The organism is Streptococcus hyointestinalis (assembly GCF_041225505.1).
In the GTDB taxonomy this organism is placed as follows: Bacteria; Bacillota; Bacilli; order Lactobacillales; family Streptococcaceae; genus Streptococcus; species Streptococcus hyointestinalis_B.
Map to the genome: position 1 here is coordinate 1 of NZ_JBCLSK010000019.1, position 25,562 is coordinate 25,562.

The 25,562-nt window shown below is 45.2% G+C and carries 34 protein-coding genes and 1 pseudogene; 26 read left to right on the top strand and 9 right to left on the bottom strand.

Annotated features, from left to right (window positions below; all coding sequences use genetic code 11):
* Window positions 1–180 precede the first annotated feature (180 nt).
* The 6 genes from AALA56_RS05810 (at window position 181) to AALA56_RS05835 (ending at window position 1,488) form a co-directional block, all read left to right on the top strand.
* Complete coding sequence (locus tag AALA56_RS05810; protein ID WP_369909172.1) at window positions 181–372, top strand: hypothetical protein; 192 nt, start codon at window positions 181–183, stop codon at window positions 370–372.
* Window positions 369–551: a hypothetical protein gene (locus AALA56_RS05815; protein WP_369909173.1), complete on the top strand. Its 183-nt coding sequence runs from the start codon at window positions 369–371 to the stop codon at window positions 549–551. Before AALA56_RS05810 ends, AALA56_RS05815 begins: the two co-directional genes overlap by 4 nt.
* Window positions 548–703: a hypothetical protein gene (locus AALA56_RS05820; protein WP_369909174.1), complete on the top strand. Its 156-nt coding sequence runs from the start codon at window positions 548–550 to the stop codon at window positions 701–703. Before AALA56_RS05815 ends, AALA56_RS05820 begins: the two co-directional genes overlap by 4 nt.
* An 18-nt stretch (window positions 704–721) precedes the next feature.
* Window positions 722–979 (top strand): hypothetical protein, encoded by a 258-nt coding sequence (locus AALA56_RS05825; protein ID WP_369909175.1) that lies wholly within the window; start codon window positions 722–724, stop codon window positions 977–979.
* A gap of 119 nt (window positions 980–1,098) precedes the next feature.
* Window positions 1,099–1,278 (top strand): hypothetical protein, encoded by a 180-nt coding sequence (locus AALA56_RS05830; protein WP_369909176.1) that lies wholly within the window; start codon window positions 1,099–1,101, stop codon window positions 1,276–1,278.
* Window positions 1,279–1,311: 33 nt separating this feature from the next.
* Window positions 1,312–1,488, top strand: coding sequence for a hypothetical protein (locus tag AALA56_RS05835; protein ID WP_369909177.1), 177 nt, complete (start codon window positions 1,312–1,314; stop codon window positions 1,486–1,488).
* A 21-nt stretch (window positions 1,489–1,509) separates the two neighbouring features.
* Here AALA56_RS05835 and AALA56_RS05840 read toward each other — a convergent pair whose 3' ends face one another.
* Both AALA56_RS05840 and AALA56_RS05845 read right to left on the bottom strand, forming a co-directional pair.
* Window positions 1,510–2,049, bottom strand: a complete 540-nt coding sequence (locus AALA56_RS05840) for a PadR family transcriptional regulator (RefSeq protein ID WP_369909178.1) — start codon at window positions 2,047–2,049, stop codon at window positions 1,510–1,512.
* Window positions 2,050–2,107: 58 nt separating this feature from the next.
* Window positions 2,108–2,644: a phenolic acid decarboxylase gene (locus AALA56_RS05845; RefSeq protein ID WP_369909179.1), complete on the bottom strand. Its 537-nt coding sequence runs from the start codon at window positions 2,642–2,644 to the stop codon at window positions 2,108–2,110.
* Between the two features lie 129 nt (window positions 2,645–2,773).
* Between AALA56_RS05845 and perR the strand changes: the two genes are divergently transcribed.
* Window positions 2,774–3,241 (top strand): peroxide-responsive transcriptional repressor PerR, encoded by a 468-nt coding sequence (gene perR, locus AALA56_RS05850; RefSeq protein WP_369909180.1) that lies wholly within the window; start codon window positions 2,774–2,776, stop codon window positions 3,239–3,241.
* A 41-nt stretch (window positions 3,242–3,282) separates the two neighbouring features.
* On the opposite strand, the gene dusB is transcribed toward perR, so the two are convergent.
* Together dusB and hslO are read right to left on the bottom strand one after the other, a co-directional pair.
* Complete coding sequence (dusB, locus tag AALA56_RS05855) at window positions 3,283–4,263, bottom strand: tRNA dihydrouridine synthase DusB (RefSeq protein ID WP_369909181.1); 981 nt, start codon at window positions 4,261–4,263, stop codon at window positions 3,283–3,285.
* On the bottom strand, window positions 4,247–5,122 hold the full coding sequence (gene hslO, locus AALA56_RS05860; RefSeq protein WP_369909182.1) for an Hsp33 family molecular chaperone HslO: 876 nt from the start codon (window positions 5,120–5,122) through the stop codon (window positions 4,247–4,249). Before hslO ends, dusB begins: the two co-directional genes overlap by 17 nt.
* 142 nt (window positions 5,123–5,264) lie before the next feature.
* Between hslO and AALA56_RS05865 the strand changes: the two genes are divergently transcribed.
* The 3 genes from AALA56_RS05865 to AALA56_RS05875 all read left to right on the top strand — a co-directional run bounded on the left by AALA56_RS05865 (window position 5,265) and on the right by AALA56_RS05875 (window position 7,029).
* On the top strand, window positions 5,265–5,861 hold the full coding sequence (locus tag AALA56_RS05865; RefSeq protein ID WP_369909183.1) for an ABC transporter ATP-binding protein: 597 nt from the start codon (window positions 5,265–5,267) through the stop codon (window positions 5,859–5,861).
* Window positions 5,858–6,148: a hypothetical protein gene (locus AALA56_RS05870; protein WP_369909184.1), complete on the top strand. Its 291-nt coding sequence runs from the start codon at window positions 5,858–5,860 to the stop codon at window positions 6,146–6,148. The genes AALA56_RS05865 and AALA56_RS05870 overlap by 4 nt, the downstream gene beginning before the upstream one ends.
* 101 nt (window positions 6,149–6,249) lie before the next feature.
* A complete protein-coding gene (locus tag AALA56_RS05875; protein ID WP_369909185.1) occupies window positions 6,250–7,029 on the top strand; it encodes a hypothetical protein in 780 nt (259 codons plus the stop codon).
* A gap of 35 nt (window positions 7,030–7,064) precedes the next feature.
* Here the strand turns inward: AALA56_RS05875 and AALA56_RS05880 are convergent, their stop codons facing one another.
* The 3 genes from AALA56_RS05880 to gshAB all read right to left on the bottom strand — a co-directional run bounded on the left by AALA56_RS05880 (window position 7,065) and on the right by gshAB (window position 11,491).
* A complete protein-coding gene (locus tag AALA56_RS05880) occupies window positions 7,065–8,327 on the bottom strand; it encodes a toxic anion resistance protein (protein ID WP_369909186.1) in 1,263 nt (420 codons plus the stop codon).
* Window positions 8,328–8,339: 12 nt separating this feature from the next.
* Window positions 8,340–9,167 carry a hypothetical protein gene (locus AALA56_RS05885; protein ID WP_369909187.1) on the bottom strand — a complete coding sequence of 276 codons (828 nt, stop codon included), beginning with the start codon at window positions 9,165–9,167 and terminating at the stop codon, window positions 8,340–8,342.
* A gap of 65 nt (window positions 9,168–9,232) precedes the next feature.
* Window positions 9,233–11,491 (bottom strand): bifunctional glutamate--cysteine ligase GshA/glutathione synthetase GshB, encoded by a 2,259-nt coding sequence (gene gshAB, locus AALA56_RS05890; protein ID WP_369909188.1) that lies wholly within the window; start codon window positions 11,489–11,491, stop codon window positions 9,233–9,235.
* Between the two features lie 209 nt (window positions 11,492–11,700).
* Here gshAB and AALA56_RS05895 point away from each other — a divergent pair, with 209 nt between their 5' ends.
* The 14 genes and pseudogenes from AALA56_RS05895 to AALA56_RS05960 all read left to right on the top strand — a co-directional run bounded on the left by AALA56_RS05895 (window position 11,701) and on the right by AALA56_RS05960 (window position 22,372).
* The gene (locus tag AALA56_RS05895) at window positions 11,701–12,993 is read left to right on the top strand and encodes an adenylosuccinate synthase (RefSeq protein ID WP_115268045.1); all 1,293 of its coding nucleotides are present in this window, start codon (window positions 11,701–11,703) and stop codon (window positions 12,991–12,993) included.
* A 76-nt stretch (window positions 12,994–13,069) separates the two neighbouring features.
* Window positions 13,070–13,635 (top strand): annotated as a pseudogene (locus AALA56_RS05900) (TMEM175 family protein).
* A gap of 78 nt (window positions 13,636–13,713) precedes the next feature.
* A complete protein-coding gene (locus AALA56_RS05905; protein WP_164682138.1) occupies window positions 13,714–14,079 on the top strand; it encodes a DUF1033 family protein in 366 nt (121 codons plus the stop codon).
* Window positions 14,080–14,298: 219 nt separating this feature from the next.
* Entirely contained in the window at window positions 14,299–15,240 is a 942-nt protein-coding gene (comGA, locus tag AALA56_RS05910) for a competence type IV pilus ATPase ComGA (protein ID WP_369909189.1), read from the top strand.
* A complete protein-coding gene (gene comGB, locus AALA56_RS05915) occupies window positions 15,122–16,207 on the top strand; it encodes a competence type IV pilus assembly protein ComGB (RefSeq protein ID WP_369909190.1) in 1,086 nt (361 codons plus the stop codon). The genes comGA and comGB overlap by 119 nt, the downstream gene beginning before the upstream one ends.
* On the top strand, window positions 16,204–16,662 hold the full coding sequence (comGF, locus tag AALA56_RS05920) for a competence type IV pilus minor pilin ComGF (RefSeq protein WP_369909191.1): 459 nt from the start codon (window positions 16,204–16,206) through the stop codon (window positions 16,660–16,662). The genes comGB and comGF overlap by 4 nt, the downstream gene beginning before the upstream one ends.
* On the top strand, window positions 16,640–17,074 hold the full coding sequence (gene comGG / locus AALA56_RS05925; protein ID WP_369909192.1) for a competence type IV pilus minor pilin ComGG: 435 nt from the start codon (window positions 16,640–16,642) through the stop codon (window positions 17,072–17,074). Before comGF ends, comGG begins: the two co-directional genes overlap by 23 nt.
* Window positions 17,075–17,132: 58 nt before the next feature.
* A complete protein-coding gene (locus AALA56_RS05930) occupies window positions 17,133–18,089 on the top strand; it encodes a class I SAM-dependent methyltransferase (RefSeq protein WP_369909193.1) in 957 nt (318 codons plus the stop codon).
* Between the two features lie 61 nt (window positions 18,090–18,150).
* The gene (locus AALA56_RS05935) at window positions 18,151–19,344 is read left to right on the top strand and encodes an acetate kinase (RefSeq protein ID WP_369909194.1); all 1,194 of its coding nucleotides are present in this window, start codon (window positions 18,151–18,153) and stop codon (window positions 19,342–19,344) included.
* 154 nt (window positions 19,345–19,498) lie between these two features.
* On the top strand, window positions 19,499–19,699 hold the full coding sequence (locus tag AALA56_RS05940; protein ID WP_369909195.1) for a helix-turn-helix transcriptional regulator: 201 nt from the start codon (window positions 19,499–19,501) through the stop codon (window positions 19,697–19,699).
* 10 nt (window positions 19,700–19,709) lie between these two features.
* Window positions 19,710–20,180 (top strand): hypothetical protein, encoded by a 471-nt coding sequence (locus tag AALA56_RS05945; RefSeq protein WP_369909196.1) that lies wholly within the window; start codon window positions 19,710–19,712, stop codon window positions 20,178–20,180.
* Window positions 20,181–20,189: 9 nt separating this feature from the next.
* Window positions 20,190–21,020, top strand: a complete 831-nt coding sequence (locus AALA56_RS05950) for an ABC transporter ATP-binding protein (RefSeq protein WP_369909197.1) — start codon at window positions 20,190–20,192, stop codon at window positions 21,018–21,020.
* Window positions 21,013–21,741: an ABC transporter permease gene (locus tag AALA56_RS05955; RefSeq protein WP_369909198.1), complete on the top strand. Its 729-nt coding sequence runs from the start codon at window positions 21,013–21,015 to the stop codon at window positions 21,739–21,741. Before AALA56_RS05950 ends, AALA56_RS05955 begins: the two co-directional genes overlap by 8 nt.
* Window positions 21,725–22,372, top strand: coding sequence for a CPBP family intramembrane glutamic endopeptidase (locus tag AALA56_RS05960; RefSeq protein WP_369909199.1), 648 nt, complete (start codon window positions 21,725–21,727; stop codon window positions 22,370–22,372). The genes AALA56_RS05955 and AALA56_RS05960 overlap by 17 nt, the downstream gene beginning before the upstream one ends.
* Before the next feature lie 255 nt (window positions 22,373–22,627).
* Here AALA56_RS05960 and proC read toward each other — a convergent pair whose 3' ends face one another.
* Both proC and pepA read right to left on the bottom strand, forming a co-directional pair.
* Entirely contained in the window at window positions 22,628–23,398 is a 771-nt protein-coding gene (proC, locus tag AALA56_RS05965) for a pyrroline-5-carboxylate reductase (protein WP_369909200.1), read from the bottom strand.
* Between the two features lie 8 nt (window positions 23,399–23,406).
* Window positions 23,407–24,474, bottom strand: coding sequence for a glutamyl aminopeptidase (gene pepA / locus AALA56_RS05970; protein WP_369909201.1), 1,068 nt, complete (start codon window positions 24,472–24,474; stop codon window positions 23,407–23,409).
* A 106-nt stretch (window positions 24,475–24,580) separates the two neighbouring features.
* Between pepA and AALA56_RS05975 the strand changes: the two genes are divergently transcribed.
* Together AALA56_RS05975 and ytpR are read left to right on the top strand one after the other, a co-directional pair.
* Window positions 24,581–24,913, top strand: coding sequence for a thioredoxin family protein (locus tag AALA56_RS05975; protein ID WP_369909202.1), 333 nt, complete (start codon window positions 24,581–24,583; stop codon window positions 24,911–24,913).
* Entirely contained in the window at window positions 24,910–25,539 is a 630-nt protein-coding gene (gene ytpR / locus AALA56_RS05980) for a YtpR family tRNA-binding protein (RefSeq protein ID WP_369909203.1), read from the top strand. Before AALA56_RS05975 ends, ytpR begins: the two co-directional genes overlap by 4 nt.
* Window positions 25,540–25,562: the final 23 nt, after the last annotated feature.

Sequence of the window (25,562 nt, forward strand, 5' to 3'; positions counted from 1 at the left end):
TTTTCATTAACTGATTTTGGACTTCTTTTAGACATATGAAAACTCCCCTTATAGTTTCTAGTGAATTTTTGTTTTTTTCACTGTCTACTATATGGGGAGTATATCAATGTCCTGTTGCTTTTTTGTTTTTCGTGTATAATAGAGGTATAAAGAAAAGGCTTACAAGAAAGGGGAGAGCATATGAAGAGAAAACGCAACTACCATTTGTTAGAAATCTCTATCTTTTCCATCGGACTCATTTATCTCATCTTTTATATCCTTGATGACTTGGGCGTCCTAGTGCTTCCGAGCTGGTTACTCGCTACGGATTTCACCAGCCTTTCCTTGTTTGCCTTTGGCATTATCATCCTTGGGAAAGGAGAGGAGTTATGAAGAGAAAATCACTCACAGCAGTTGATATCATCCTATTTTCCAGTCTGTCCTGTAGTAGCTGTTACTTTTTAGGCGCTTACTGGTCAGGAAAATCCTTTGACAACTCACTAACCTACGTCACGCTGCTTGCCTTTGTGCTTGGCTTTTTACATCTGCTAGATAGGGAGGGAAAGAAATGAAAAAAGTAAACGCATTTATGTCACAACATCCGCTAGAATGGTTTGCAAAAGTGCTCTTAGGGCTTGTGCTTTTAGTGTGTGCACCGGGCATTTGCATGGCACTTTTTGACATCGGAAAAGAGGTCGGACAGGAACTAGCTAAGCTTTTCTAAATGAAAAAGGAGATGATTATGATAAGAGGACGTTCTATTTTCACATTTTGCTATGTCGCTAATCTTTTGATTCAGTCGGTCTTTGTCCTAGCGACACTTTTTAACGGGCAAACCCTGTCGCAGACCTACTTAGTCTTGATGTTAACAACCGTTGGCGCAACGACCCTTATCTATGTTTTGTTGCAAGGTCAAAAAAGGAGAAAAGCGATGAAAATGTTAAAATCACAAGCTTGTCCACCGTTTTCTTTGTCCTCTGGAGTGTGCTCTATATCCTAAACGACATGAAGGTTTTGTCCCTGTCTCTCGTGAATGCCGTTCCGATATCGCTCGTCATTATCCTCTATCTCGCTATTTATGCGACTAGCTACCGTATGGAAAGAAAAGGAGAATAGTCTATGCTTGCTTTATTTGATTTGAAAATGTTTGCGATTTTTGTTTTAGTGCTGGCGCTTTATCTGCAAACCAAGAAACCTCAGCTCTTGAGCGGTTTTCTGCCAAAGTGTCTGGTGGGGCTGATAGTCGGCTTCACTGTCGTGTCAGAGGTGATTGTCGTCCTGCATGGTTTGCTGGTTTAATATCTCGCCCAGCTTTTCTAGGAGGTGGTTTTGATGTCCAATGCTTATAAGCTCAATAAACGTATCTTTAAAATCATTCGTCTTACTCTCATTGTGTCCATGCTGCTGGTGTTTGGGATGGACTTGCTGATAGAGCACAAGGTCAATCTCCTCTATCCTGCTTGGTGTTGCTTTATCCTCTACTTGATTGCAGACGACAAAGAGCCTTGAGAAAACCTCAAGGCTCTTATCTTAGGCTAAATGCGCTAGGGTGTCCTCTATCCAGTCCAGCTGGCTTCTCACTCGAGAGATAGCTCGGCTGAGGATGAGGTAGTGACCATACTCTTGCGCAATTGCCTCTTGACTGGGAAAGAGGAGCTCAAGGCGCTTGTTTAAATGCGCCAATTGCTTATCTAGCAGCTCTTTTTCTTCCTCCAAGAGAGACTGGACACGGCTGTCATCTGCGCTGTGGATGAAAAACATTTTGAGTGAAAAGAGGTCTTTTTGAGTCGGAGCTTCAAGCACAGGCGCAAGCAACCATGTGTTCAAGGTCTCCTCACCAAGCGAGGTGAGCTGGTAGTATTTTTCTTTTAGGTTGTTTGGGTCGGTGGTTTGCTCTAGCCATTTGTCTGTAATCATGCGCTTTAGCTCTGGGTAAATCTGACTGTGAGAAGCTTTCCAAAACTCACCGATTTCCGTTTCAAACTGCTGGCTGATTGCCTTTCCAGTGAGGGATTGATGTGTCTTTACAATTCCTAAAATAACATAGGGCAGAATGCGTTCTTTTGGCATGAGGGTCTCCTTGTGACTTGATTGCTTCTAGTATATCAAGTTTTTGAGCAGAACCCAATTATTTTCTCAAACGCTTGTAGTTTTCGTCAAAGTATCGACCAGCTCGGATGTCGTCAGGTAGACCAGCATAAGGTGCTTCAGAGATGACGTCTTCGTTATCTACCCCAGCGTCACCCATGTAAGTGATAGTGGCAAATTCTGGCACGACTAACTTTGGATAGGTGGCGTATTTTTCACGAGACGCTTCCATGAGGTCGATATGGTCATTTTGAAAGCAAACGGTGATTTCAGGGTGTTCATGCACCCAAGCAGGAAAGAAAATAGTGCCGTTTAATTTCTTTTCATTAGGGACAAAGTCCAGCGCTACGTCAGTGCCGGTCGGCTCTGTCCAAGCGACCTTGTAAATGCCTTCTGTCAGCATGACGATATTGGCTTCTTGGTCTTTGACCCAGCGTCCAGCGACCATGCCACCGTGGATACGATAGTCAACGGTGTGGTCATTTTTAGCGTACCACTCGTATTCCCAGCCATTGTCATAGGTGTAGATAAAGTGTGTTCCGATAAAGTCTTCTAGTGTTTTAAAGTGTTTTGTCATCTTAGCCTCCTTTTAAAATCAACACCATCATTATATGTCGTTATCGACATAAAGTCAAGTGTCAAGTTTTAATATAGGCGAACCCAGCGTTTTTTTGTTATAATAAAGACGATGAGAAAGGAGGAGATCATGGCGAGTCAGGTATCACCACGTTCAACGAGAGCTTATGAGCATGTTCTAGAGCATCTGCGTGCAAAACGTGTGCGAATAACAGAAACACGCAAGGCGATTATTGCTTATATGGTTGATAGCAAGGAGCACCCTAGTGCCGAGAAGATTTATAAAGATCTCCTGCCGCTTTATCCAAGCATGAGTCTTGCGACGGTTTACAATAATCTCAAGGTTCTAGTAGATGAGGGTTTTGTTGAGGAGATAAAAATCACCAATGACAGCACGACCTACTATGACTTCATGGGGCATGATCATATCAATATCGTCTGTGAGTCCTGTGGCAAGATTGTGGATTTTATAGACGTTGAGCTGCTGGATATTTCCAAGGAAGCTTACGAGCAAACCCAGTTTAAAATCACCAAGCTACAGCTGTTGGCTTACGGGATTTGCCCAGAGTGCCAAAAAAAGCAGGAAAATCATAGATAAGAAAATCCACCTATGCTTTAGCATAAGTGGATTTTTTGTACTTAGGCACGTAGACTAGCAAAGAGTTCTTTGACCTCGTCAACAGTTTCAGCACGTGATACAGCGCCACGGATTTTGGCAGCACCAGAAGTGCCACGCAGATAATGCGGAGCTAGTCCACGAAACTCTCTGACAGCGATAACTTCGCCTTTTAGCTGACTAAGGCGGGTTAGGTGGTCCTCTGCGATGTCTAACATCTTGTCAAATGGAAGATCTGGCAACTCCTCACCAGTCTCAAAATAGTGGTTAATATGGGTGAAGATATAAGGGTTGCTACGTGCGCCACGTCCAATCATGACCGCATCAGCGCCCACCGTCTCAATCATAAACTTAGCGTCTTGGACGGTACGGATGTCGCCATTTGCGATAAAAGGCACTTTTGTGATAGCTTTTGCGACCTTGGCTAGGGTCTCGTGGTCGCAAGTCCCTGTGTACATCTGCTCACGGGTGCGCCCGTGCATGGCAAGGGCAGAGACACCAGCAGACTCAGCAGCCAGCGCATTGTCGACAGCTAGAGAGCTGTCAGACCAGCCTGTACGCATCTTGACCGTGAGGGGAATATCAAGGACAGACTTAACAGTGCTTACCACTTGATAAATTTTTTCAGGGTCTTTTAGCCACATGGCACCCGCTTCGTTTTTGACGATTTTATTGACAGGGCAGCCCATATTGATGTCGACAAGGTCAGCCTTGGTGTTTTTCTGGATGAACTCAGCAGCACGTGCTAGGCTATCAGCGTCATTGCCAAAGAGCTGGATAGAGACAGGATGTTCCCCCTCGTCGATGTGCAGCATATGCAGGGTTTTTTCGTTATTGTACTGAATCCCTTTGTCTGAGACCATCTCCATGACGACAAGTCCAGCGCCAAATTCCTTGGCGATAGTGCGAAAGGCGGAGTTGGTCACACCAGCCATAGGCGCTAAGACCGTGCGGTGAGGGATTTCCACCGACCCGATATGAAAGGAACTATTCAGCTTTGTCATTGATTATCTCCTCAAGGTCTTTTTCTGAAAAGTGATAGTGTTCATTGCAGAACTGGCAGGTAATCTCTGCACCGTGGTCCTCGTCTTTCATAGCGATAAGGTCGTCCTTTGCAAGCGAGAGCAAAGCGAATTTGAAGCGCTCTTTGGAGCAGTTGCAGTGAAAGCGTACGCTCTCCTCAGACAAACGCTTGTAATCGTCCTCGCCGTAGATAGCGTCAAGAAGGGCGTCTATGTGATTGTCAGACGCTAGCAGTCTAGAGATAGCAGGCATGTTTTGGATGCGCTCCTCATAGCGCTTGATGTCCTCCTCAGACGCCCCAGGTAGAGCTTGGAGCATAAAGCCTCCAGCAACCTTGACCTTGTCCTCCTCGTCAAGCAAAACATTGAGCCCGACGGCAGAAGGGGTTTGCTCGCTTTCGGTCAGATAGTAAGCAAAGTCTTCGCCGATTTCGCCAGAGATGAGGGGCGTGGTTGAGGTGTAGGGTTTTCCTGTGCCGTAGTCGGTAATGACCACAAAATGTCCTTGCCCCATGAAAGGTCCTACTAAAACTTCACCGGTCGCTGTTTTTTTGATGTCAACACCAGGGTTTTGAATGTAGCCTTTGACATTGCCGTGCGTATCAGCCACTGAGATGATATGCCCAAAAGAGCTGTTGCCGATAATCTTGAGCGTCACCTTGCTCTCACCCTTTTGATTGGCAGCGAGGATGAGGTTGGCAATGAGCGTGCGCCCCAAAGCGACAGTGGAGCTTGAGAGTGTTTGATGTTTTTCTTGTGCCGTTTTAACGGTCTCGGTGCAATCCAGCACATAAGCCCTGAAAGCACCATTTGTTGCGATTGATTTAATGATTTTATCCATAACTGTTATTATACCACAAAGTCTTGATTTTGCATGGGATGGGGATTAGAGATTGGTCGCTAGAAAAGCAAGTCAAGGATGGATGAAAGCGCTTACTTTTGCTATACTAAAAGTAGAAAAGTGAGAGAAAGTAGGTGAGTTCATGCTTAACATTCAGCACTTGACGATACGGACGAGACATCCGATTTTGACGGATTTTTCCTATGATTTCAAGGAGGGAAATCTCTACGGCATTGTGGCGACAAATGGTTCTGGCAAGACGACCTTTTTCCGCTCTATCATGGGTTTACTCCCCATCCTATCGGGAAAGGTTGAGCTAGAGAGTGGCTCAGCTTTTTATTATGAGACCAGCGACTGGCTAGATAGTGACCTCTCTGGGCTTGACTATCTCCGCTTTGTCCAAAAAGAATGGCACTCGCAGGTCGCACTTACAGATGTCATTGCGACTTGGAAGATGGAGGACTACATCCGTCTGCCTATCCGTAAGTACTCCCTTGGGATGAAGCAGCGGCTCTTGATTGCCATGTATATGATCAGTGATAGTCAGTGTCTCCTCATGGATGAGATGACCAATGGCTTGGATGAGGAGAGCCGTCAGATTTTCTTTTCGATTTTAAAAGGTTTCAAAGAGGCAGGCAAGCTTGTCATTCTCTCTTCTCACTATAAGGAGGACATCGAGGCTTACTGTGATTATCTTTTGACCTTGAGGGATGAAAAGATGGAGGTGAGTGCTCTATGACTTATCTATGCTTTCAACTCAAGCGTCTCTTAAAAAGTCGCTTGACCTATGTGCCCTTGCTCCTCATTGTCGCAGCTAGCCTTGTCACGCTTTTTCTAAATGCCAAAGCCAATCAAAACAACAATCTTGGTGTGCAGATTAGCGAGAGCCTTCAGCAAACGCAAAAAGCAGTAGCGGACGAAAAGGAACGCCTAAAGACCTTGTCAAAAGACAGCGCCGAGTACCCCTATGTGCAAAAAAATATCAGCGGGGGAGAGGCGACCGTTAAAAGCGATAGGCTTTTCTAGCCGCCTATCAAAAGGGCGATTGGAAGACGGTTTATCAAAAACAGATCGCTTAGCTAGAGAAGGTCAGACAAACCGCCAAGGAAAACACAATTGATGCCACGATGAAAAGTGTGCTTAACCGTGACCTGCTCATGTATCAGGCGCTTGCTAAAGAAAACTTTGCCTACGAAGACCCCTATTTTCCAACCCAAGCGCTTCCTTTTGTCCTGTCTTTGACCGACTATCTCTTTCCAGCGCTTCTGCCTATTGCTCTTATCTTTATCCTATCCAATCTCTACACCAGTGCTTTTGCCTCAAAGACTATTGATAAGACACGTCTATTGCCAGAGAGGGCTTGGCGCTTAGCGCTAAAGGACATAACGGTTGGTTTTGTGGTGAGTCTAGCTCTGATCGTTTTATCTGTCCTGCCAGTTTTTCTGGTGGCTGCTATCTTTTTTGGTGTGGGGGAGTGGGATTATCCTGTATTGCATTACCGTCTGTCTGATAAAACGCTCTATTTTTCAGCCATAAAGGACAGCGTGCTGCCTAGTCTTTTACTACAAGTGCTGTCGCTACTTGTGATGAGCGTTGCCATTTATCTCATCGCTCAACTGGTCAAAAATAAAGTCGCCACCCTTTTTGTCGCTCTCGTTGTTCTTTTAGGAGCGGTAGTTTTGCCCTTGGTTGTCGTGCCACTAGCACCCTATGTGCAATGGCTACCAACAGGCTATATCAAGAGCTTTGAAGTGGCAACAGGTCTGCTACAACATCAGCTGGACAACTGGCAGATGAGTGCCACACAAGGTTACGGTGTCCTCATCGCTTGGTTGCTTGGGCTTACTTTACTTAGTCTATTATGGAAGGCATTTTCAGCCAGAAAAGTCCAGTTTAGCCTAGCTTAAAAGGAAACTGCAAAGCAAGTTTCCTTTTTTTACTTTTACTCATCCTTTGATTCGACTTGTTCTTGGACATCTTTGCTGTCGTTGAGGAGGGCTTGTACGATTTTTTCGTCTCGGAGTTTGACGGAGTCGTTGATGGTTTCGGCGGACTTGATGATAGCAGTCTCAAGCTCAGCCCGTTTTTTACGCCCGTCGTCAATGGCTTTGATAATCCCTTGGTTTTGTGCGACAAGGCTCTCAGCCAGCGCTGTGACAGACTTAGTTGACAGCGTCGGGCTTTGCGCTGTTCTCTCCAGCATAGGGATGGCTTCCTTGCTAGTTTCAGCCAGCATCTCAAGCGCAGCGTTATTGGCATGGACAATAGCGTCCGCTGTCACCCCAGACTTGACCGACTGCTGCATCATGCCCAGCTGTGCGATAGAGAGCTTCATGGTTGGGATGGTGTTGCGTCTGAGCATGCCCAGCTTTTGGCGCATGTCCGAGGAGACCTTGACCAGATTGCGCATCTGTGGTGTTGTCGCCCAAGCCACGTAGAGGCGGTTCATGTACTCGGTGTGCTGCTGCTCCATGGTGTTGATGACCTCGGTGAGGTGGGCAAGTTCATTGCTTTTGATTTGATAATCTGGCGTTGCACTATCAAGATTTTCGAGGCTTGCTTGCAAATCTTTGGCACGGTTGGCAGCTTCTTTTTGTGTCGCTTCTAAAAAGGCAATGACTCCAACCAAGTTTTCAATTGACTTGGTATTGTCCTCAATCAAGAGCTCCGCTGAGACGATGTTGCGAGCGAGAGAGTCCTCTTGTTTAACCACACTGGCTGCCATAGAGTCCATTTTTTGCTCAATGCTCTGAGCGTCAAAGTAAAACTCCTGCAGGCTATTTTTGCTCTGTCTAAAGAGCTTTTGGAGAAAATTGGGTTTCTTGTCCAGCTCGGCAGGTGTGGCTTCCTTGTATTTGGCGATAAAGCCGTTGAGCTCACGGTTGGCGTTTAAAAGCAATTCATCAACCTGCGGGATTTGCAGTTTCTTTTGCTCAGAAAGGATATGATTGACCGTGTTGTTGACCGCCTCAACCGCTGACTGCCCAAAGTCAAGGAGGGCGTTTTGGTCTGCTAGAAAGCTATCGACAAGCGCTGGCGCTTTTTGGGTGATAGCTGTTTGCTGCTCGGGTGTTAGCTTGTCAAAAAAGCTAATTTGCCCAGTCTCGCTGGTGTCAGTGCTTGTAATGATGTCAGTGGTTTTATCGGTTGTTGTGATTGCATTTTCAGCGATTTTATCAATATCAAAATTAAAGGTGTCTGCCATAATCTCTCTCCTTTAGTCGTTCTCCAGTTTGTCCTTCATCAAGCGCAGGCTGATGTCAAAGTCTTTCATGTCGCTTTCATTGAGCTGACGTAGGGTCTCGTCCAGATCCTCATCAAACTGCACGAGCGCAAGCCTTGCCGTCTCTAGGCGCTCGTCTGCTTTATAGTAGTCTTTTGGCGATTGCTTGATTTTGAGATAGCCAGTTAGCACATCCTCAAAGCGATTCATGCTGGCTTGGTGCAGGGCGAGCAGTTCTTCTTTGTTGTCCGCCTTTTTGATTTTCTCTAAAATGGTCTCGTGGTCACGCATGATGTTGTCATAGGTCGTCTGAAGCTCTGGAGCGTAAGTGGCAACACTCTCCTCGATAGTCAGCTCATGCTTATCCTCTTCCTTAGTGACAAGGCTAGACAGGCGCTCTCTGATCTCATCGTAGGAAGCTTTGGCATGCGCTTTGACTCGCTGGTAGGTTGTCGCATTGATGTGCTCTTTTAGCTGGTCAAGCTCAGACTCGATATGCTGGATACTAGGCAACATCCTGTCAGCAAGCTGTCTATAAGCGTAAAAGTCCTTGTCCTCCCAGAGTGTGTCCAGTTTTTTTAACTGATAATCCGCTTGGCGAATATCCTCTTGCAGCCTTTCGATAGCTGCTGTGGAGTTGGTCAGCTGTTCTTGTCTTTTCTTTTGACGCATGTAGCGAATGAGACGGTAAGACCCATAGCCAATACCTACAACCACAGCTAGGGGCAAAAGCACATGCACCAGCACGTAAACTGCAATGAGAACAACAATAATGGTCATGAGTGCCTCGCTAGAGCTCTTTGATTTGGAACGTCTCGCCATAAAACTACCTACTTCTTTGTCAATATACCTTTATTGTAGCTTAAAATAAGCGAATAGACAATTGTTTATTGTTGTCTTATTTCTGGAAAGAGTCCTTCAAGGATTTTGAGCGTGATGACTTGCCCAGGTCCTTCTTGGCAGTAAGTGTGCATGTACATGGACGGGTTAAAGTTAAGCTCAATGCAGGTGCAGTATGGATTTTCTTTACTTGCCTTTTTGGTCGTATCAGGGATAATCAAGTCCACACCACATACCCAAGCACCAAGTGTGCTTGCCATTTGACTGGCAAGCTGCTCATAACTGTCATCCATGCTCTCAGTCACGTCAATCGAATCGCCACCTGTTGAGATATTGGAGTTGCGACGCAGTTCAACCTTGACACCTGCCTCTAGGACACTGTCGGGGCTGTAGCCTTGCTGCGTTAGCATTAGTCGCTCAATCTCTCCAAGCTCAATGATTTCAAGAGGTGACCTGTGGTCATGCCCTCGCAAAGGATTTTGATTTTTAAGGTCAATGAGTTCTCTAATAGTGTGCTTGCCATCACCAACGACATTGGCTGCGACCCGAAGGAGCACAGCGAGACACTTTCCATCTAGGATGAAAAAGCGGTACTCGGTGCCTGCCACATAGTCCTCAACCAGCACACTGCTGTCCTCAGAAAATGCAATGTCAAGCGCTTTTTGGTAAGCCTCAAGCCTAGCCCCCTCTTTAAAGATAGAAATCCCCAGTCCAAAGTTAGTGGACTTTGGCTTGACGACGATAGCTTTTCCTTGGATGTGGTGATAGTAGGCTTTGGCGCTTGCTTTATCGGAAAATTCTCTACCAGCAGGTGTTGGAAAGCCGTGTTCTTGCAGGAGTTTTTTGGTAACGACTTTATTTGTCATAGCTAGTGGCACTACGTAGTTGTCCTTTGATGTCATGTTGCCATTTTTGATCAGCTCGACATGCCCCTTGTAGCTCAGGCGCAAAAACTGGTCCTCCTCATCTAAAATTTCAATCTGAACTCCCTTTTGAATGGCGTCAAACATGAGCATTTGTGTGGAGAGCTCCATATTTTCAAAGCCTTTCAAGGCGTAAAATGCCTGCCAAGCGTAGTCGTGGTGTGCCTGTCCCTCTTTTTGCCCAAAGGCTTCTAACGACTGGTCTGTGATATGCGCTAGCAACTGTCCAGATAAGGTCAAGCTTGGGTTTGCGACTTGCTCTCTTATCGTCTCAAGCAAGTTCTTATAGTGGTCAGGTAGATGGAAGTGCTGGATGACACTTTCCATAGCGTCTAGGATGTCGGATGTAGGCGCTGCACTTGGTAGCGCTTCTAGTGGATGACTAAGAGCAATGGTATTGTTGAGTGCATTTGCTTGTGCGATAGCAGTATCGACATTTTCCACATCATCCAGCCAGAGGAGCGCTAGGAAAAAGAGGTGCACACTGTCCATAGTTTCCTGCGTGATACCAAGAGGGGTGAAAGGATTGAGGTCAAAACAGCGCAGCTCCAGATAGCTGATAGGCTGCTCAAGATAGCCACGACAAGCCTTTTGCCCACGCAAGCGTACCGCAGAATAATGCTCCTTTTCAGCGATGAGCTGTTTATTAGCCACTGCCGTCTCTAAACTTGTGATGTAGTCGTCAAGCGACGTATAGGAGATGACAATATCCTCGTGGTTGACATAGCCAAGCTGACTGGAGCGAATGGAGCGCACAGGATGAGCCAACTCTTCTTTCAAAAAGCCTTTTTCAGCAATGGGACTCGCTCCGTAGAGATAGGTTAGCAACCAACGGTAGCGCAGAAAGTTTTGTGCGATTTTGAGATAAAGGTCATTTTGAAACTTGGCTTTATCCTCATAGTCACTTGCCTCAAAGAGTGCTTGAATGATGGAGCTGTCAAGCGCCATATTGACATGAATGCCTGACATGGTCTGTAAGGTCTTGCCATAAGTGCTAGCCAGATAGTCACGATAATGACGCTCAAAGCTATCCTCCAGCTGAGCAATGGCAATCTCCTCATCAGCGACTTTAGGTGGCATGGACAAAGGCCACAGGTACTCATCGGTCAATGTTCGCTCAGCGACATCTGTGATAGCCCCTAGCCATCTAAGCGCTTCCTTTGGCGAGCGTGTGACAGGTGTGATGAGCTCCAGCTGAGACTCGCTAAAGTCCGTCTGGATATAAGGGTGATAGCTGCGTGAGCCAAGCGCCTTTGGATGAGGACTGGTAGCGAGTTTACTTGAGTCTTTTTGGATACGCAAGGACTCACGCTCAATGCCAAAGGTTCCCTCTAAAAGCGGGAGATTAGGGTCTAGTTTTTGTAGTAGCTGGTTGATGGTCATTTTAAGGTCTCCTTCATTGTCATTATTTTCAAAAAATACTGTCTTTAGCTATAGTTTACCCTATCGTTCGGAAAAAGGCAGAGTTTTGCTACGATTTCTTGAAAAAAAGTAGGAATTTTCTTATAATAGAGTGTAAGATAAACTTGCAGGTGAGATTCCTGCCGTGGTTTTCTAAGAAAGGATTGAGCGCAAAGCTCAGTGTTTACGATATGACTTCAGTAGTAGTGGTAGGTACCCAGTGGGGGGACGAGGGAAAAGGTAAGATTACAGACTTTCTGTCTGCAGATGCCGAGGTAATCGCACGTTATCAAGGTGGGGACAATGCAGGGCACACCATTGTCATCGATGGTAAAAAGTTCAAACTGCACTTGATTCCATCAGGGATTTTCTTTCCTGAAAAGATTTCTGTTATTGGAAATGGCATGGTAGTCAATCCTAAGTCATTGGTAAAAGAGTTGCATTATTTGCACGATGAGGGTGTGACGACCGATAACTTGCGTATCTCAGACCGTGCGCATGTCATCTTGCCTTATCACATTCATCTCGATCGCCTGCAAGAAGAAGCCAAAGGCGACAATAAAATTGGAACAACTATCAAAGGGATTGGTCCAGCTTACATGGACAAGGCAGCTCGCGTTGGTATCCGCATTGCCGATTTGCTTGACCGTGAGATTTTTGCAGAGCGCCTCAAGCGCAACCTAGCGGATAAAAACCGCCTCTTTGAGAAAATGTACGAAGCAGACCCGATTCTCTTTGACGATATTTTCGAGGAATACTATGCCTACGGACAAGAAATCAAAAAATACGTCACAGATACTTCTGTCATCCTAAACGACGCTCTTGACAGTGGCAAGCGTGTGCTGTTTGAGGGGGCTCAAGGTGTCATGCTTGATATTGACCAAGGGACATACCCATTTGTAACCTCATCAAACCCAGTTGCGGGTGGTGTGACCATTGGTAGTGGTGTTGGACCAAGCAAGATTAACAAGGTCGTTGGGGTCTGCAAGGCTTACACTAGCCGTGTCGGAGACGGTCCGTTTCCTACTGAGCTTTTTGATGAGGTGGGAGACCGCATTCGTGAGGTCGGTCATGAGTACGGTACAACAACAGGTCGTCCACGCCGTGTCGGATGGTTTGACTCTGTTGTGATGCGCCATAGCCGCCGTGTTTCAGGTATCACCAACCTCTGCCTCAACTCTATTGATGTCCTCTCTGGGCTCGATACGGTCAAGATTTGTGTGGCTTATGACCTTGACGGTGAGCGTATTGATTATTACCCAGCTAGCCTTGAAGCGCTCAAGCGTTGCAAGCCAATCTACGAAGAGCTTCCAGGTTGGTCTGAGGACATTACAGGCTGCCGTAGCTTAGATGAGCTTCCTGAAAATGCCCGCAATTATGTGCGTCGTGTTAGCGAGCTGGTCGGTGTGCGTATCTCGACTTTCTCTGTCGGACCAGACCGTGACCAGACCAACATCTTAGAAAGTGTTTGGAGCAATATCTAATAACTAAAAAGAAGTGAGAGTGTTCTTACTTCTTTTGTTGTCGTATGATAAAAGGAGAAACCTTATGCTATTTACCATGGAAAAGGAGCGCCTAGGAGCCTTTATGGACGCTGTCTTAGCCATAATTATGACCATTTTAGTGCTGGATTTAAAAGAGCCAAGGACTTTTGATTTACAAGGGCTTTGGGAATTGCGAGAGAGCTTTTTTGCTTATACCTTGTCCTTTTTCTGGCTGGGGACTATGTGGATTAACCTCCATCGTGAGTACAGTGCCGTTGAGAAAATCAGCCAAAAAACCGTCTGGGCGGCTCTTCTTGTCCTCTTTTTCTCCTCGCTCTTTCCCTATGCGACACGCCTGATTTCGCTTGCTTTTTACAGCTCGAGCATGCAGGTGGTCTACGGTGTGATATCGCTTCTTATCTCCATAAGTGTTCTCTATTATACCTACACGCTGAGGAGGCAAATCCTAATCTAGACGCTGTTCATCGCTACAAAATCAAGCGCCTGTCTTGGATGAAGTGGGACATGCCGATAAAACTTATCGGGCTCGTCCTATCTGCCACGCTCTTTCCGCCAGCCATGTCTCTTGCTCTACTCTTTAATCTCTGTATCCTTGTCATTCCCAATCAGCTCAAAAACTAATTTTTTTCTCATTATTAAAATCAAAATAATACAAAAAAAGAACACTTTGGGTTATAATAAACCAAAAGGGTGAATGTTATGTATCAAGTGATTAAAATGTACGGCGATTGGGAGCCGTGGTGGTTTTTAGACGGTTGGACAGATGATATTGTAGCGCAAAAGCGATTTGCCACCTTTGAGTCAGCAGCTAGCTACTATGAAAAAGAGTGGCAAAAAGGCTGTAGGCACTATAGTTGCTACGATAGCCATCAAGACTTTTTAGCCGCTTTTTGGAACCAAGAAGACGAGCGTTGGTGTGAGGAGTGTAACGAATACCTCCAGCAATACCACTCGCTCCTCCTCCTAAAAGACGGCAAGCCCCTGCCAAGACAATGGCACAGAAAAAGTCTCATCAAAAAAAATAGCCAAACACCTCCCAAAAGCTGTCAAATGAAAGAACTCTAAACTCAGTTGTGTAAAACAACTGAGTTTTTTTCAATTTTTTACGATTTTCTTCAACTTTTGTGATTTCTTACGAATAGAATAAGTGAGCAAGGCATAGCACCACAGCTAACACCCTTCGTTATATTTCATTACCATTCAAAATCTATCCTTTATCAATGTCGTTGGCTGTGGTGTTATGTCTTGCTCAATAGGAAATTGCTCTTTTAGAAAGGGGTAATCATGGTACAAGAGTTAGCCAAAGACCTCATCAAAACAGCTGTTGCTGCCAATGCACAGGATATTTACATTATTCCAAAAGCTAGGCAATACGATGTTTTTATGAGAATTGGTGATGAAAGGCGGTTTATAGATGTTTTTGGGAATGATCGGATGGCTAGTCTTATTGGTCACTTTAAATTTGTTGCAGGAATGAATGTTGGTGAAAAGAGACGTAGCCAACTGGGTTCGTGTGATTATGCTTTTGATGACGATGAGATGGTCTCTCTTCGCTTGTCCAGCGTCGGTGATTATCGTGGGCTTGAGAGTCTGGTCATTCGCCTGCTCTACTCGGGGCGCCATGAGCTTTGCTATTGGTTTGACGGACTAGAGCGGCTAAAACCAGTAGTCGCTGGTCGGGGGCTTTATCTCTTTTCAGGCCCTGTCGGCAGTGGTAAGACCACGCTTATGCACCAGCTGGTTGCTGACCAGTTTAGCGATAAGCAGGTTATCACCATCGAAGACCCTGTCGAAATCAAGCAAGACAACATGCTGCAGCTCCAGCTCAATGAAAGTATCGGCATGACCTATGACAGTCTCATCAAGCTCTCGCTCAGGCACCGCCCTGATATTTTCATCATTGGTGAGATTCGAGACAGCCAAACGGCACGAGCGGTTATCCGTACTAGTCTAACAGGGGCTATGGTTTTCTCTACCATCCATGCCAAGAGTATCACAGGTGTTTACGCTCGCTTGCTAGAGCTTGGTGTTAGTCTTGAAGAGTTGGATAATAGCCTTCGCATGATTGCTTATCAACGCTTGATTGGGGGAGGAGGTGTGATTGATTTTGCCACAGAAAACTTCCAAGAGCATAGTGCAGACCAGTGGAACGCCCAGATGGATCAGCTGGCTAAAGACGGACATATCACTAAGAAAGAAGCTACCATCGAAAAGATTGTCTGCTAGACAGCAGGCAAAACTCATCCAACTGTTTAACAATCTTTTTGTTAGTGGCTTTACACTCGGTGAGATGGTGACATTTTTAAAACGCAGTCAGTTGCTGAATGACAGCTACACCAGCCAGATGGAAGCCTCGCTCTTAGAGGGAGACAGTATGGCAAAGATGATGGCAGCTGTTGGCTTTTCAGATACCATCGTCACCCAGATGTCCCTTGCTGATGTTCATGGCAACACTCAAAAGGGTCTGACCAAAATCGAGAGTTATATGCGCAGCATGGCGACACTCAAGAAAAAACTGGTTGAAGTAGCGACCTATCCTATCATCCTCCTTAGTTTTTTAGTGTTAATCATGATAGGGCTCAAAAACTACCTCATTCCTCAGCTGGATGGTGGTAATCTAGCGACACATCTAGTGGCTTCCTTTCCTCTTCTCTTTTTCGCCTTTCTTTTTGGCGGTCTCGCCATTTTAGCTGCGTGCTATCTTTGGCTACGGCAGATGTCTCGTATAAGGGCAGCTACGCTCTTAAATAAGCTTCCCTTTATCGGTAGCTATGTCAAGCTCTATCTGACAGCTTACTACGCTCGTGAGTGGGGCAATCTCATCGGTCAAGGAGTGGATTTATCTCAGATTGTCCGTCTCATGCAGGAGCAAAAGTCACAACTTTTTAACGAGATTGGCAGTGACTTAGAAGAAAAGCTCCTGTCTGGTCAGACCTTTTGTGAGACGGTGCTGTCTTACCCCTTTTTCCTAAGAGAGTTAGGGCTTATCATCGAGTACGGCGAGGTCAAGGCAAAACTAGGCGCTGAGCTAGACATCTATGCCGATGAGACTTGGGAGACATTCTTTTTACGCTTGCAAAAGGCAACCCAACTCATCCAACCCTTGATTTTTATCTTTGTAGCACTCGTTATCGTCATGATTTACGCTGCAATGTTACTACCAATGTATCAAAATATGGAGTTTAATGTATGAAAAAATATCTCAGTTTTCTCACCAAAACCAAAGCTAAAGGTTTCACACTTATAGAGTGTTTGACAGCACTCTTAGTCATATCAGGTTCTGTCCTTGTCTATCAAGGGCTAACACGAACGCTCTCAAGTAATATTCACTATTTTTCTAGCAATCACCAAAGCAATTGGCTACTCTTTGCTAAGCAGCTGCAAAGCGAGTGGGAAAACTGCCAGCTAGACCATGCGACAGAGCAAAAAGTCTACGTTAAAAAAAAGGGCAACCAAGACTTGGCTTACGGCTTATCTACTAGCGATGACTTTCGTAAAACAAATGGTAACAATAAAGGCTATCAGCCCATGATCTTTGGCTTAAAAGCTTGTCAGGTGCAGGAAACGGATGGGCTTGTCACTCTGCACTTGACCTTTAAAGACGGCTTAGAGAGGACATTTATCTATGATTTTAAAGCGCAAAGTTAAGGCGGGAGTTCTCCTCTATGCTCTCCTGATGGCTACTATCTTCACTCTTTTATTACAATTTTACCTTGGGCGTGTTCGAGCCAGTCACATCCAGCAGTTGGCGCAAGAAGAAGCCAGCAAGGCTTATCTGATTGCGACCTTAGTCAAAGACCAAAAAGACGCTGCTCTTACCTTTGAAGGGACACAGGTCACAGTAGAGTCTAAAGACAAACGCTTGGATGTAACAGTCACTCTCTCCTCAAAAGGAAGGTATCACTACACTTTTCATACGACACCAAAAACAGAAGTGTCGTCCTCATCTCAATCCTCAACTAATGTTTCATATGCCTCAACCCAAGAAGAGACGATACCTTCTACATTCGAGACTGAGCTAAAGACAGACCAAGACACGCCCAATTCATCGAAAAGCTAGGCTTAGCCTAGCTTTTCTTTCTGTTTATTTTTTGGTATGATAGGACACGGAGGAAGACATGAATTTTGAAACCATTGAAAAGGCTTATGCCTTATTAATTGAGAATGTACAGCTCATTCAAAATCAGCTAAAAACGACTTTTTACGATGCGCTGATTGAGCAAAATGCGCTCTATGTGACAAAGGAAGCGCAGGATTCTCGTATTGTCGACAATAACCAAGCGCTTGAAAAGCTCAATCTTTCTGCTGAGGAGTGGCGTCGTGCTTTTCAGTTTTTACTGATAAAAGCGTCACAAACAGAGCTACTTCAGGTCAATCATCAATTGACCCCAGATAGCATTGGCTTTATTCTTTTGTATTTGCTAGAGGAGTTGACGGCAGATAAGAGTCTTGATGTACTGGAGATTGGCAGTGGTACGGGAAATCTAGCCTATACGCTTTTAAATAACAGCCAAAAAGAACTGCACTACATGGGGATTGAAGTGGATGATTTGCTGATTGACTTGTCTGCAAGTATGGCTGATGTCATGCAGTTAGATGCGCAGTTTATCCAAGAAGACGCTGTGCGCCCGCAATTGATGAAGCCAAGTGATGTCATTATCAGTGATTTGCCAATTGGCTATTATCCAAACGACGCTGTTGCAAAACGCTACCAAGTGGCTAGCACGAGCGAGCACACCTATGCCCATCATCTGCTCATGGAGCAATCGCTCAAATACCTAAAGAAGGATGGTCTGGCTATTTTCCTAGCGCCAAACAATCTCCTAACCAGCCCGCAAAGTGATTTGTTAAAGGCTTGGCTCCATCAATCAGCTAGCGTTCTAGCGGTTATTTCCTTGCCAGAAAATCTTTTTGGGCATGAAAAAAATGCCAAGTCCATCTTTGTCCTTAAAAAGCAAATAGATACGCCACAAGAGACCTTTGTCTACCAGCTTGGCGACTTGCAGCAGCAAGAAAGCATGCTTGCTTTTATCGAAAATTTCCAAAAATGGAAAACTGATAATGGTCAATCCTAAAATTTTATGATAGAATAGAGATGTGTTGAAAACGCTTAAATAAAATTAGATGGGGTGACTTATGACAAAGACAATTGCCATTAACGCTGGAAGCTCAAGTCTCAAGTGGCAGTTATATGAGATGCCAGACGAAGTCGTTATCGCTAAAGGATTGATTGAACGTATTGGGCTTAAAGACTCACGCTCGACCGTAAAATTTAACGGGACCTCATATACACAGATGCTAGATATAGTAGACCACAAACAGGCGGTTACGATTTTGCTAGAGGATTTGAAGCGCCACGGTATCATCGAAGACTACGATGAAATCACAGGTGTGGGTCACCGTGTGGTTGCTGGTGGTGAATACTTTAAAAAATCGGCTCTAGTCACCGAGGAAGTGATTGAGCAGGTGGAGGAGCTGTCTCTACTTGCGCCTCTACATAATCCTGGTGCGGCAGCTGGTATTCGAGCTTTTCGTGAGATTTTGCCAGATATTGTCAGTGTTGTTGTTTTTGACACCTCTTTTCACACGACCATGCCTAGGCATGCTTATCTCTATCCGATTCCACAGAAATATTACCAAAAATATAAGGTGCGTAAGTACGGAGCGCACGGCACAAGCCATCAGTACGTCGCTCAAGAAGCCGCTAAAATGCTAGGGCGTCCGCTTGAAGAGCTCAAGCTCATCACAGCCCATGTGGGCAACGGTGTCTCTGTCACTGCTAACTATCACGGTGAGTCTATGGATACGTCAATGGGCTTCACACCGCTTGCAGGTCCTATGATGGGCACACGCTCAGGTGATATTGACCCAGCCATCATCCCTTATCTTATCGCTCAAGATCCAGAGCTAAAAGACGCCGCTGATGTTGTAGATATGCTCAACAAGCAGTCTGGGCTTCTTGGAGTGTCGGGTATCTCTAGTGATATGCGTGACATTGAGGATGGACTGCAGCGCCATGATCCAAATGCCGTTCTAGCTTATAATATCTTTATTGACCGTCTGAAGAAGTTTATCGGACAGTATCTCGCCGTGCTAAACGGAGCGGATGCGATTGTCTTTACAGCAGGTATGGGTGAAAATGCTCCGATGATGCGTCAGGATATTATCCAAGGGCTCTCTTGGTTTGGCATGGAAATCGACCCAGCAAAGAATGTCTTTGGGCATGTTGGTGAGATTACAACACCAGACTCTCGTGTCAAGGTTCTCGTTGTGCCAACAGATGAAGAACTCATGATTGCTCGTGATGTGGAGTTTTTCAAAAATAATTAACCTCGTTATCGAATATTATGATAAGACCAGAAAAGCTGTTGCTTGCAACAGCTTTTTTGTTATAAAAAATGTAAAGGAAGCTTGACACAAAATGTAAAGTGTACTATACTTATAGATGTAAAGCAAACTTTACTAAATGAATGTGAGGTGAAACATGGAAACACGCATTCAAGAATTGCGAAAAACACAAAAGCTCAGCCAAGCTGAGCTGGCGGATGCACTAGGTGTCACCAGACAGACCATTATCTCGCTAGAAAAAGGGCGCTATACTGCGTCACTAGAGTTAGCCTTTAAGATTGCTCATTTTTTTGGCAAATCAATCGAGGATATTTTCATCTACGAAGAGGTGGATTGAGGTCTGGTGCATGATGAAGGAGGGAGAGATGTTTGTGACCTTTATGACGACAAAAAGTGGCAAGCCATCAGTGGAAAACTATCGTAAGGTGATAAAGCGAGTGACGGCTTTGTTGTTTGTGCTAGTCTTGGTCTTTGCCGTGCTGTTCTATAAGCTGTCCTTAGATAGCTTTAACAGTGGCTTTGTTCTAGGTTTGATTATAGGGCTTGTCGCATGTATCGGACGAAATATCTACGTGCTAAAAAGCGACAAGCGCTTAAAGGCTAATTACATCAAGGCAATGGATGAGCGCAACAAGTATCTGACACAGCTGACTGTCAAGATTATCTATAGTTTGCTTGCGGTAGCTGTCATGGTCTTGCTTTTGTGTCATCATTTGCTGGGGTTTGATATTAGTTATGAAGCCTTGCTTTATAGTTTTTTGGTCTTGATATCTTACGGTTTTATCGTGATTCGCTTTATTGTGGAGAGGGTTTATTAGGAGGTTATTATGGCTTTAATTGAGGTCAAGCATTTAGCAAAACAATTTGCAGATAAGTTAGCGCTATCAGACGTTTCCTTTGCTGTTGAAAAGGGAGAAATCTTTGGTTTCTTAGGTCCGTCTGGCTCAGGTAAGACAACGACTATTAAGATTTTGACAGGGCAATTGTCCTCTGATAAGGGTGCGATTGCTGTACTTGGCAAGACTCCAGCACAGCTTAAAAGAGAGGACTATGAAAAGATCGGTATCGTCAGTGACACCAGCGGTTTTTATGAAAAGATGACCCTTTACAAAAATATGCTGGCTTACGCTAAGCTCTACGGCGTTTCAAAAGCGAGAGTTGACGAGCTACTAAAGCGTGTCAATCTCTATGACGACCGCAACAAGGTAGCTGAAAAGCTATCCAACGGCATGAAGCAGCGTATGCTGCTCGCACGAGCGCTCCTTAATGAGCCAGATCTTCTCTTTTTGGATGAGCCTACCAGCGGGCTTGACCCGATGACGACTCGTCTCATCCACCGTCTGCTCTTGGAGTTAAAAGAAAAAGGCACAGCCATTTTTCTGACCACGCATGACATGCACGAAGCAACGCTCTTGTGTGATAACCTAGCGCTCCTTGATAAGGGAAGTCTCGTTGAGACAGGTCGTCCAAAAGACCTGATTAAAAAATACCACACAGACAAAAAAGTCGTGGTCACCTATGACGATGATAGTCAAGTTGAGCTGACTTATAGCGAGCTTAGCCAGCTTGATATGACAGCTGTTGAGTCTATTCACTCGACAGAGCCGACTTTGGAGGATGTTTTCATTGCATTGACAGGAGGAAAGTTAGATGTTTAAACAGTTTAAAGCTTTATTGTGGTTACGGTGGGAGATTATCGCAGCAAATAAAACGCTTTTGGTGCAGCTCTTTCTTCCTGTTGCTATGGTGCTACTTTATCAGTTCATGTTTAGTAAAATGCCGTCAAGCCAGTCATCTGATATGATTATGGCGACTATGCTTTCGATTATACTCGGTTTTATCGGCACAACCATTACCTATCTCATTGCCGAGGAAAATGAAAAGCACAATCTGGTGAGTCTCCAGTTAGCGGGTATGGGGAGCCTAGAGTATCTACTAGCCAATCTCACTCTGCCTTTGGTCATTGAGCTGGTCTATCTCATCGCTTTGCCGCTCTATCTCGGTGTATCGCTGTCTAGCTTGGGGCTGACCTATGCTGTGGTCAATCTTCTGACGGCTCTTGTGGCATTGGGTCTTTTTATCTTCATTGGTATCATCTGTAAGACACAGACGCAAGCAACGATTTTGAGCTTGCCATTTATGTTGGTAGTTGCTTTTATGCCATTTTTTGCCATGATGGATAACAGCCTTAAAAAAGCCATTGACTTTACCTTTATGGGTACAATGACTAACTATCTCCTAGATAGAAAACACTACCAGATCATGGATAAATCTTTGATTTTTCTACTCTTGTGGCTTGTGCTAACTGGCGCTCTGCTTTTCTGGGGCTTGCGCCACCATCAACTACAATCGGAGAAAAAGCATGAAAACAGTTATTGAAAAGTTAAAAATTATCGGCGTGATTATTGGCTTTGCAGCCATTGACCAGGGCTTACTTGTCGTCATGATGGCAATAAGTGTTTATCAGAGCTCACTTGCCTTTGCTCTAAGGATTCTGTTTGCTCTTGCGATTTTTGCAGGTTTTGTGACCTATGCGCAGAAAAAAGGACTGTTGGACTTTAAGACCATCAAGCCCAAGTCACTTATCTTGTGGGAGCTGCTTGGTTATGCCTTGATTATCGTTTGCAACCAGGTGGGCATGACTTTGATAGAAGGTTCTGGTGCGACAACGACCAGCAATCAAGCAGCTCTTGAGCAGTTGTTTACGCTCTTGTCGCCTGCCTTTATGGGACTCTTTGTGGTGCTTATAGCGCCTCTCATTGAGGAGCTGATCTTTCGTTATCTGATTCCAAAGGTTCTCTTTAAAAATCATGAAGTTATCGGCTTTATCGTGGGTGTACTTGGCTTTGCTTTAGTTCATGGTGCTGATAATCTAGGCGATTGGATTATTTACGGCGGTATGGGAGTGGTCATGGCTTTTCTTTACTACAAGACCGAGCGCTTTGAGTATAGTCTCACGCTTCACATCCTAAACAACGCCCTTGCCTTTGCCCTAATGATGGCGCAATAAAAAACTAGAACAGGTGTTCTTTGATAAAGATAATAGAAATAAAAGGAGAATGTATGATAACAGTTTTAAAATGGTTTGTTTTGTTGGTTTTAGCAGCAATTGTAGGCATTTTTTCAGCAATATTGTTGAAGGACTTGTTGCCAATATCTGGCTAGCGCGTGGCATTGGCTGTTTAGTGGCAGGGCTAACTGGAGCGGTCTTTTATCATTACGTTATTCATACTTCAAAAAGCTAGAACAGATGTTCTAGCTTTTTTTAGAATTCTTTTGCTTTTTGGATAGTAGCGTCAATGCTTGAGACGACGCTGGCTGTTAGCCCTGTTTTTTCAAGGTCAAGGAGTCCAGCAATGGTTGTCCCTCCTGGGCTACAGATCTTATCGATAAGAGCGTGTGGTTGTTCATTTTCTTCTAGGAGGTGCTTGCTGCTGGCTAAAACAGTCTGTGTCACAATAGCTAGCGCTTGGTCTTTTGCGAGACCGTGTTTGACCCCAGCCTTGGCTAGCGCCTCGATGAAAAGGTAGATATAAGCTGGGCTTGAGCCGGCTAGAGCGGTAAAGGTATCAAAGTCTTTTTCAGTAATAGCAAAGGTCTCACCAAAACTGTCACAAATGGCTTGGCAAGTAGCAAACAGTTCCTCTGAGACAAACTCATTTGCGCAGATGGCAGTCGTGCTTGCGAGGATTGTGGCATTGATATTTGGCATGATACGAATGAGCGGAAGCTCACTAGAAGTCAGCTGCGCTAGCCGTGAGAGCGTGATACCTGCTGCCATAGAGAGGACAGGCTTTGTGATGGATAGTGGCGTTAGCACAGTCTCCATGAGCTGAGGTTTGATTCCCAGAATGACCAGATCCACTTGGTCGATGAGTTCTTGGTGCGAATTGGCGTAGGCAAGGTCGAGCTGCCTAGAGATTTCCTTGCTGCGTTCTAGAGACGAGCCTGAGATGATGAGTTCATACTGGGTGGTTTTTAGCCCCTTGATGATAGCGCTAGCCATTTTCCCGACACCGATAAATCCGATTTTCATAGGTCCTCCTAGTAGGCTTTCAGCAAATCAACGGTGCTACGGTCAAGTTTTTTGAGGAGCGCTTGTAAAAAGGCTTGCGCTTCTAAAAAGTCATCCATAGCATAGAGGGTTTGGTGGGAGTGAATGTAGCGGGCGCAGACACCGATGGTTGTAGACGGCACACCACTGTTTTGCAAGTGAGCGGCACCAGCGTCTGTACCACCTTTTCCAGTGTAGTATTGGTACTTGATACCTGCTTCTTCGGCGGTGGTCAAGAGAAAATCACGCATGTCTTTTAGCAGGATGTGCCCTGGGTCGTAGAAACGAATCAAAGTGCCATCTCCGATATGTCCTTGGTCACCGTAAACATCACCAGCAGGTGAGCAGTCAACGGCAAAGAAAAGCTCAGGGTCAAACTTGGTTGTGGAGACGTGTGCGCCACGTAAACCGACTTCTTCTTGGACATTAGCGCCAGTGATGAGGGTGTTATCAAGCGGTGTGTCTTTGAGTTGCTCGAGCAGCTCAAGCACCATCAAGACGCCATAGCGGTTATCCCAAGCTTTTGAGATGACATTTTTTTGGTTGGCAGTGAGGATGGCTTCGGATTTTGGTACGATGATGTCCCCAGGTGCGATGCCAAATTGCTCTGCTTCTGCCTTGTCTCTAAAGCCTCCGTCAAAGATAATGTCAGAGACATTTGGAAGACTAGCTCCGCCATTTTTCCCACGTAGGAAGTGAGGAGGCACAGAACCTGAGATGACAGGGATGGCTTGACCTGTGCGTGTGTAGAGGGTGAAGCGCTGAGAGCTGACAACGAGCGGGTTCCAGCCGCCAATCCCTACGACACGAAAAGTCCCGTCCGCTTGGATGCTAGAGACCATAAAGCCGACCTCGTCCATGTGTGCTGCGACCATGATACGAGGAGCGTTAGCGTCAGCGTTTTTTTTGATACCAAAAATACCACCAAGACCATCCGTCTCAATGCTGTCAACCAGTGGCGTCATGCGCTTACGCATGTAGTTACGGACATTGTGCTCATGTCCTGCGATACCGTCCAATTCTGTGACGGCTTTGATTTTGTCAAAAAGTTCAGTCATAATTACCTCGATTCTATAATTCTATTTTACACTATTTTATGGTAAAATAAAAAACGATAGTCCATATTGACCTGTCAAGAGCAGATAGTACAGAAAGGAATGTGCCATGATTAGTCCAAAATCTTATGAAGACATTGCAGATTATATTGAAAAGAGTGAGCGTTTGGTGCTCTTTTTCACGGCGGATTGGTGCCCAGATTGTCAGTTTATCTATCCTGCTTTGCCAGAGATTGAGGAGAAATTTTCAACTTTTACCTTTCTTCGCATTGACAGGGATGATTTCCTTGATTTAGCAAAGACTTGGGACGTCTACGGCATTCCAAGTTTTATCGTCCTCGAAAAGGGCAAGGGAATCGGACGATTTGTAAGCAAAGCTCGTAAAACAAAAGCAGAGATTATGGCATTTTTAGCCGATTTAGAAGGGAAAACACAGGCATGATTTTTAGCTACAATAAAGCACACGTCGGAGATGTGCTGATGGTGATTGTCACAGATAGTAAAGACCAAAAGCTCTCTTTTGAGCGCAGAGGAAAGGTGGCACGTGTCTTTTTAGAGGACAGCAATGAAACCGTAGCGTGGAATATTTTTGACGCTTCAAGTCTCATCACACTGGACGGTGCGGGGCAAGTCTTTCTGACAGACGAAGACGTCGCTAGACTTAACCAAGAGCTTGAAGCCGAAGGTTTTAGCGAACGTTTGGTAAATGACAATGCGCCTAAGTTTGTCGTTGGTGAGATTGTCGAGATGATAGCACACCCAGATAGTGACCACCTCAACATCTGCCAAGTCAAAATCGCAGAGGACAAGACGGTGCAGATTGTCGCTGGAGCGCCAAATGCCAAGCTCGGTCTGAAAACCATCGTAGCTCTGCCAGGTGCAATGATGCCAAATGGCAGCCTCATTTTCCCAGGAAAATTGCGTGGAGAAGACAGTTTTGGTATGATGTGCAGTCCTCGTGAGTTGGCACTGCCAAATGCTCCTCAAAAACGTGGTATCATCGAGCTAGACGAGACTAGCGTCGTAGGTGAAGCCTTTGATAGCCAAAAACACTGGACACAAGGTTAAAATAGACCGTTACCTAAGGTAGC

Coding starts and splice junctions, on each gene's coding strand:
- pepA (WP_369909201.1), bottom strand. CDS start 24,474: ATGACTGAACTTTTTGACAAAATCAAAGCCGTCACAGAATTGGACGGT.
- comGG (WP_369909192.1), top strand. CDS start 16,640: ATGATTTTAAAGCGCAAAGTTAAGGCGGGAGTTCTCCTCTATGCTCTC.
- AALA56_RS05810 (WP_369909172.1), top strand. CDS start 181: ATGAAGAGAAAACGCAACTACCATTTGTTAGAAATCTCTATCTTTTCC.
- AALA56_RS05865 (WP_369909183.1), top strand. CDS start 5,265: ATGCTTAACATTCAGCACTTGACGATACGGACGAGACATCCGATTTTG.
- dusB (WP_369909181.1), bottom strand. CDS start 4,263: ATGACAAAGCTGAATAGTTCCTTTCATATCGGGTCGGTGGAAATCCCT.
- AALA56_RS05895 (WP_115268045.1), top strand. CDS start 11,701: ATGACTTCAGTAGTAGTGGTAGGTACCCAGTGGGGGGACGAGGGAAAA.
- comGA (WP_369909189.1), top strand. CDS start 14,299: ATGGTACAAGAGTTAGCCAAAGACCTCATCAAAACAGCTGTTGCTGCC.
- AALA56_RS05885 (WP_369909187.1), bottom strand. CDS start 9,167: ATGGCGAGACGTTCCAAATCAAAGAGCTCTAGCGAGGCACTCATGACC.
- AALA56_RS05875 (WP_369909185.1), top strand. CDS start 6,250: ATGAAAAGTGTGCTTAACCGTGACCTGCTCATGTATCAGGCGCTTGCT.
- AALA56_RS05960 (WP_369909199.1), top strand. CDS start 21,725: ATGAAAACAGTTATTGAAAAGTTAAAAATTATCGGCGTGATTATTGGC.
- proC (WP_369909200.1), bottom strand. CDS start 23,398: ATGAAAATCGGATTTATCGGTGTCGGGAAAATGGCTAGCGCTATCATC.
- AALA56_RS05830 (WP_369909176.1), top strand. CDS start 1,099: ATGCTTGCTTTATTTGATTTGAAAATGTTTGCGATTTTTGTTTTAGTG.
- AALA56_RS05820 (WP_369909174.1), top strand. CDS start 548: ATGAAAAAAGTAAACGCATTTATGTCACAACATCCGCTAGAATGGTTT.
- AALA56_RS05835 (WP_369909177.1), top strand. CDS start 1,312: ATGTCCAATGCTTATAAGCTCAATAAACGTATCTTTAAAATCATTCGT.
- comGF (WP_369909191.1), top strand. CDS start 16,204: ATGAAAAAATATCTCAGTTTTCTCACCAAAACCAAAGCTAAAGGTTTC.
- AALA56_RS05905 (WP_164682138.1), top strand. CDS start 13,714: ATGTATCAAGTGATTAAAATGTACGGCGATTGGGAGCCGTGGTGGTTT.
- AALA56_RS05815 (WP_369909173.1), top strand. CDS start 369: ATGAAGAGAAAATCACTCACAGCAGTTGATATCATCCTATTTTCCAGT.
- AALA56_RS05845 (WP_369909179.1), bottom strand. CDS start 2,644: ATGACAAAACACTTTAAAACACTAGAAGACTTTATCGGAACACACTTT.
- ytpR (WP_369909203.1), top strand. CDS start 24,910: ATGATTTTTAGCTACAATAAAGCACACGTCGGAGATGTGCTGATGGTG.
- AALA56_RS05945 (WP_369909196.1), top strand. CDS start 19,710: ATGATGAAGGAGGGAGAGATGTTTGTGACCTTTATGACGACAAAAAGT.
- AALA56_RS05950 (WP_369909197.1), top strand. CDS start 20,190: ATGGCTTTAATTGAGGTCAAGCATTTAGCAAAACAATTTGCAGATAAG.
- AALA56_RS05955 (WP_369909198.1), top strand. CDS start 21,013: ATGTTTAAACAGTTTAAAGCTTTATTGTGGTTACGGTGGGAGATTATC.
- AALA56_RS05930 (WP_369909193.1), top strand. CDS start 17,133: ATGAATTTTGAAACCATTGAAAAGGCTTATGCCTTATTAATTGAGAAT.
- AALA56_RS05940 (WP_369909195.1), top strand. CDS start 19,499: ATGGAAACACGCATTCAAGAATTGCGAAAAACACAAAAGCTCAGCCAA.
- AALA56_RS05825 (WP_369909175.1), top strand. CDS start 722: ATGATAAGAGGACGTTCTATTTTCACATTTTGCTATGTCGCTAATCTT.
- perR (WP_369909180.1), top strand. CDS start 2,774: ATGGCGAGTCAGGTATCACCACGTTCAACGAGAGCTTATGAGCATGTT.
- hslO (WP_369909182.1), bottom strand. CDS start 5,122: ATGGATAAAATCATTAAATCAATCGCAACAAATGGTGCTTTCAGGGCT.
- AALA56_RS05935 (WP_369909194.1), top strand. CDS start 18,151: ATGACAAAGACAATTGCCATTAACGCTGGAAGCTCAAGTCTCAAGTGG.
- AALA56_RS05975 (WP_369909202.1), top strand. CDS start 24,581: ATGATTAGTCCAAAATCTTATGAAGACATTGCAGATTATATTGAAAAG.
- AALA56_RS05870 (WP_369909184.1), top strand. CDS start 5,858: ATGACTTATCTATGCTTTCAACTCAAGCGTCTCTTAAAAAGTCGCTTG.
- gshAB (WP_369909188.1), bottom strand. CDS start 11,491: ATGACCATCAACCAGCTACTACAAAAACTAGACCCTAATCTCCCGCTT.
- AALA56_RS05840 (WP_369909178.1), bottom strand. CDS start 2,049: ATGCCAAAAGAACGCATTCTGCCCTATGTTATTTTAGGAATTGTAAAG.
- AALA56_RS05880 (WP_369909186.1), bottom strand. CDS start 8,327: ATGGCAGACACCTTTAATTTTGATATTGATAAAATCGCTGAAAATGCA.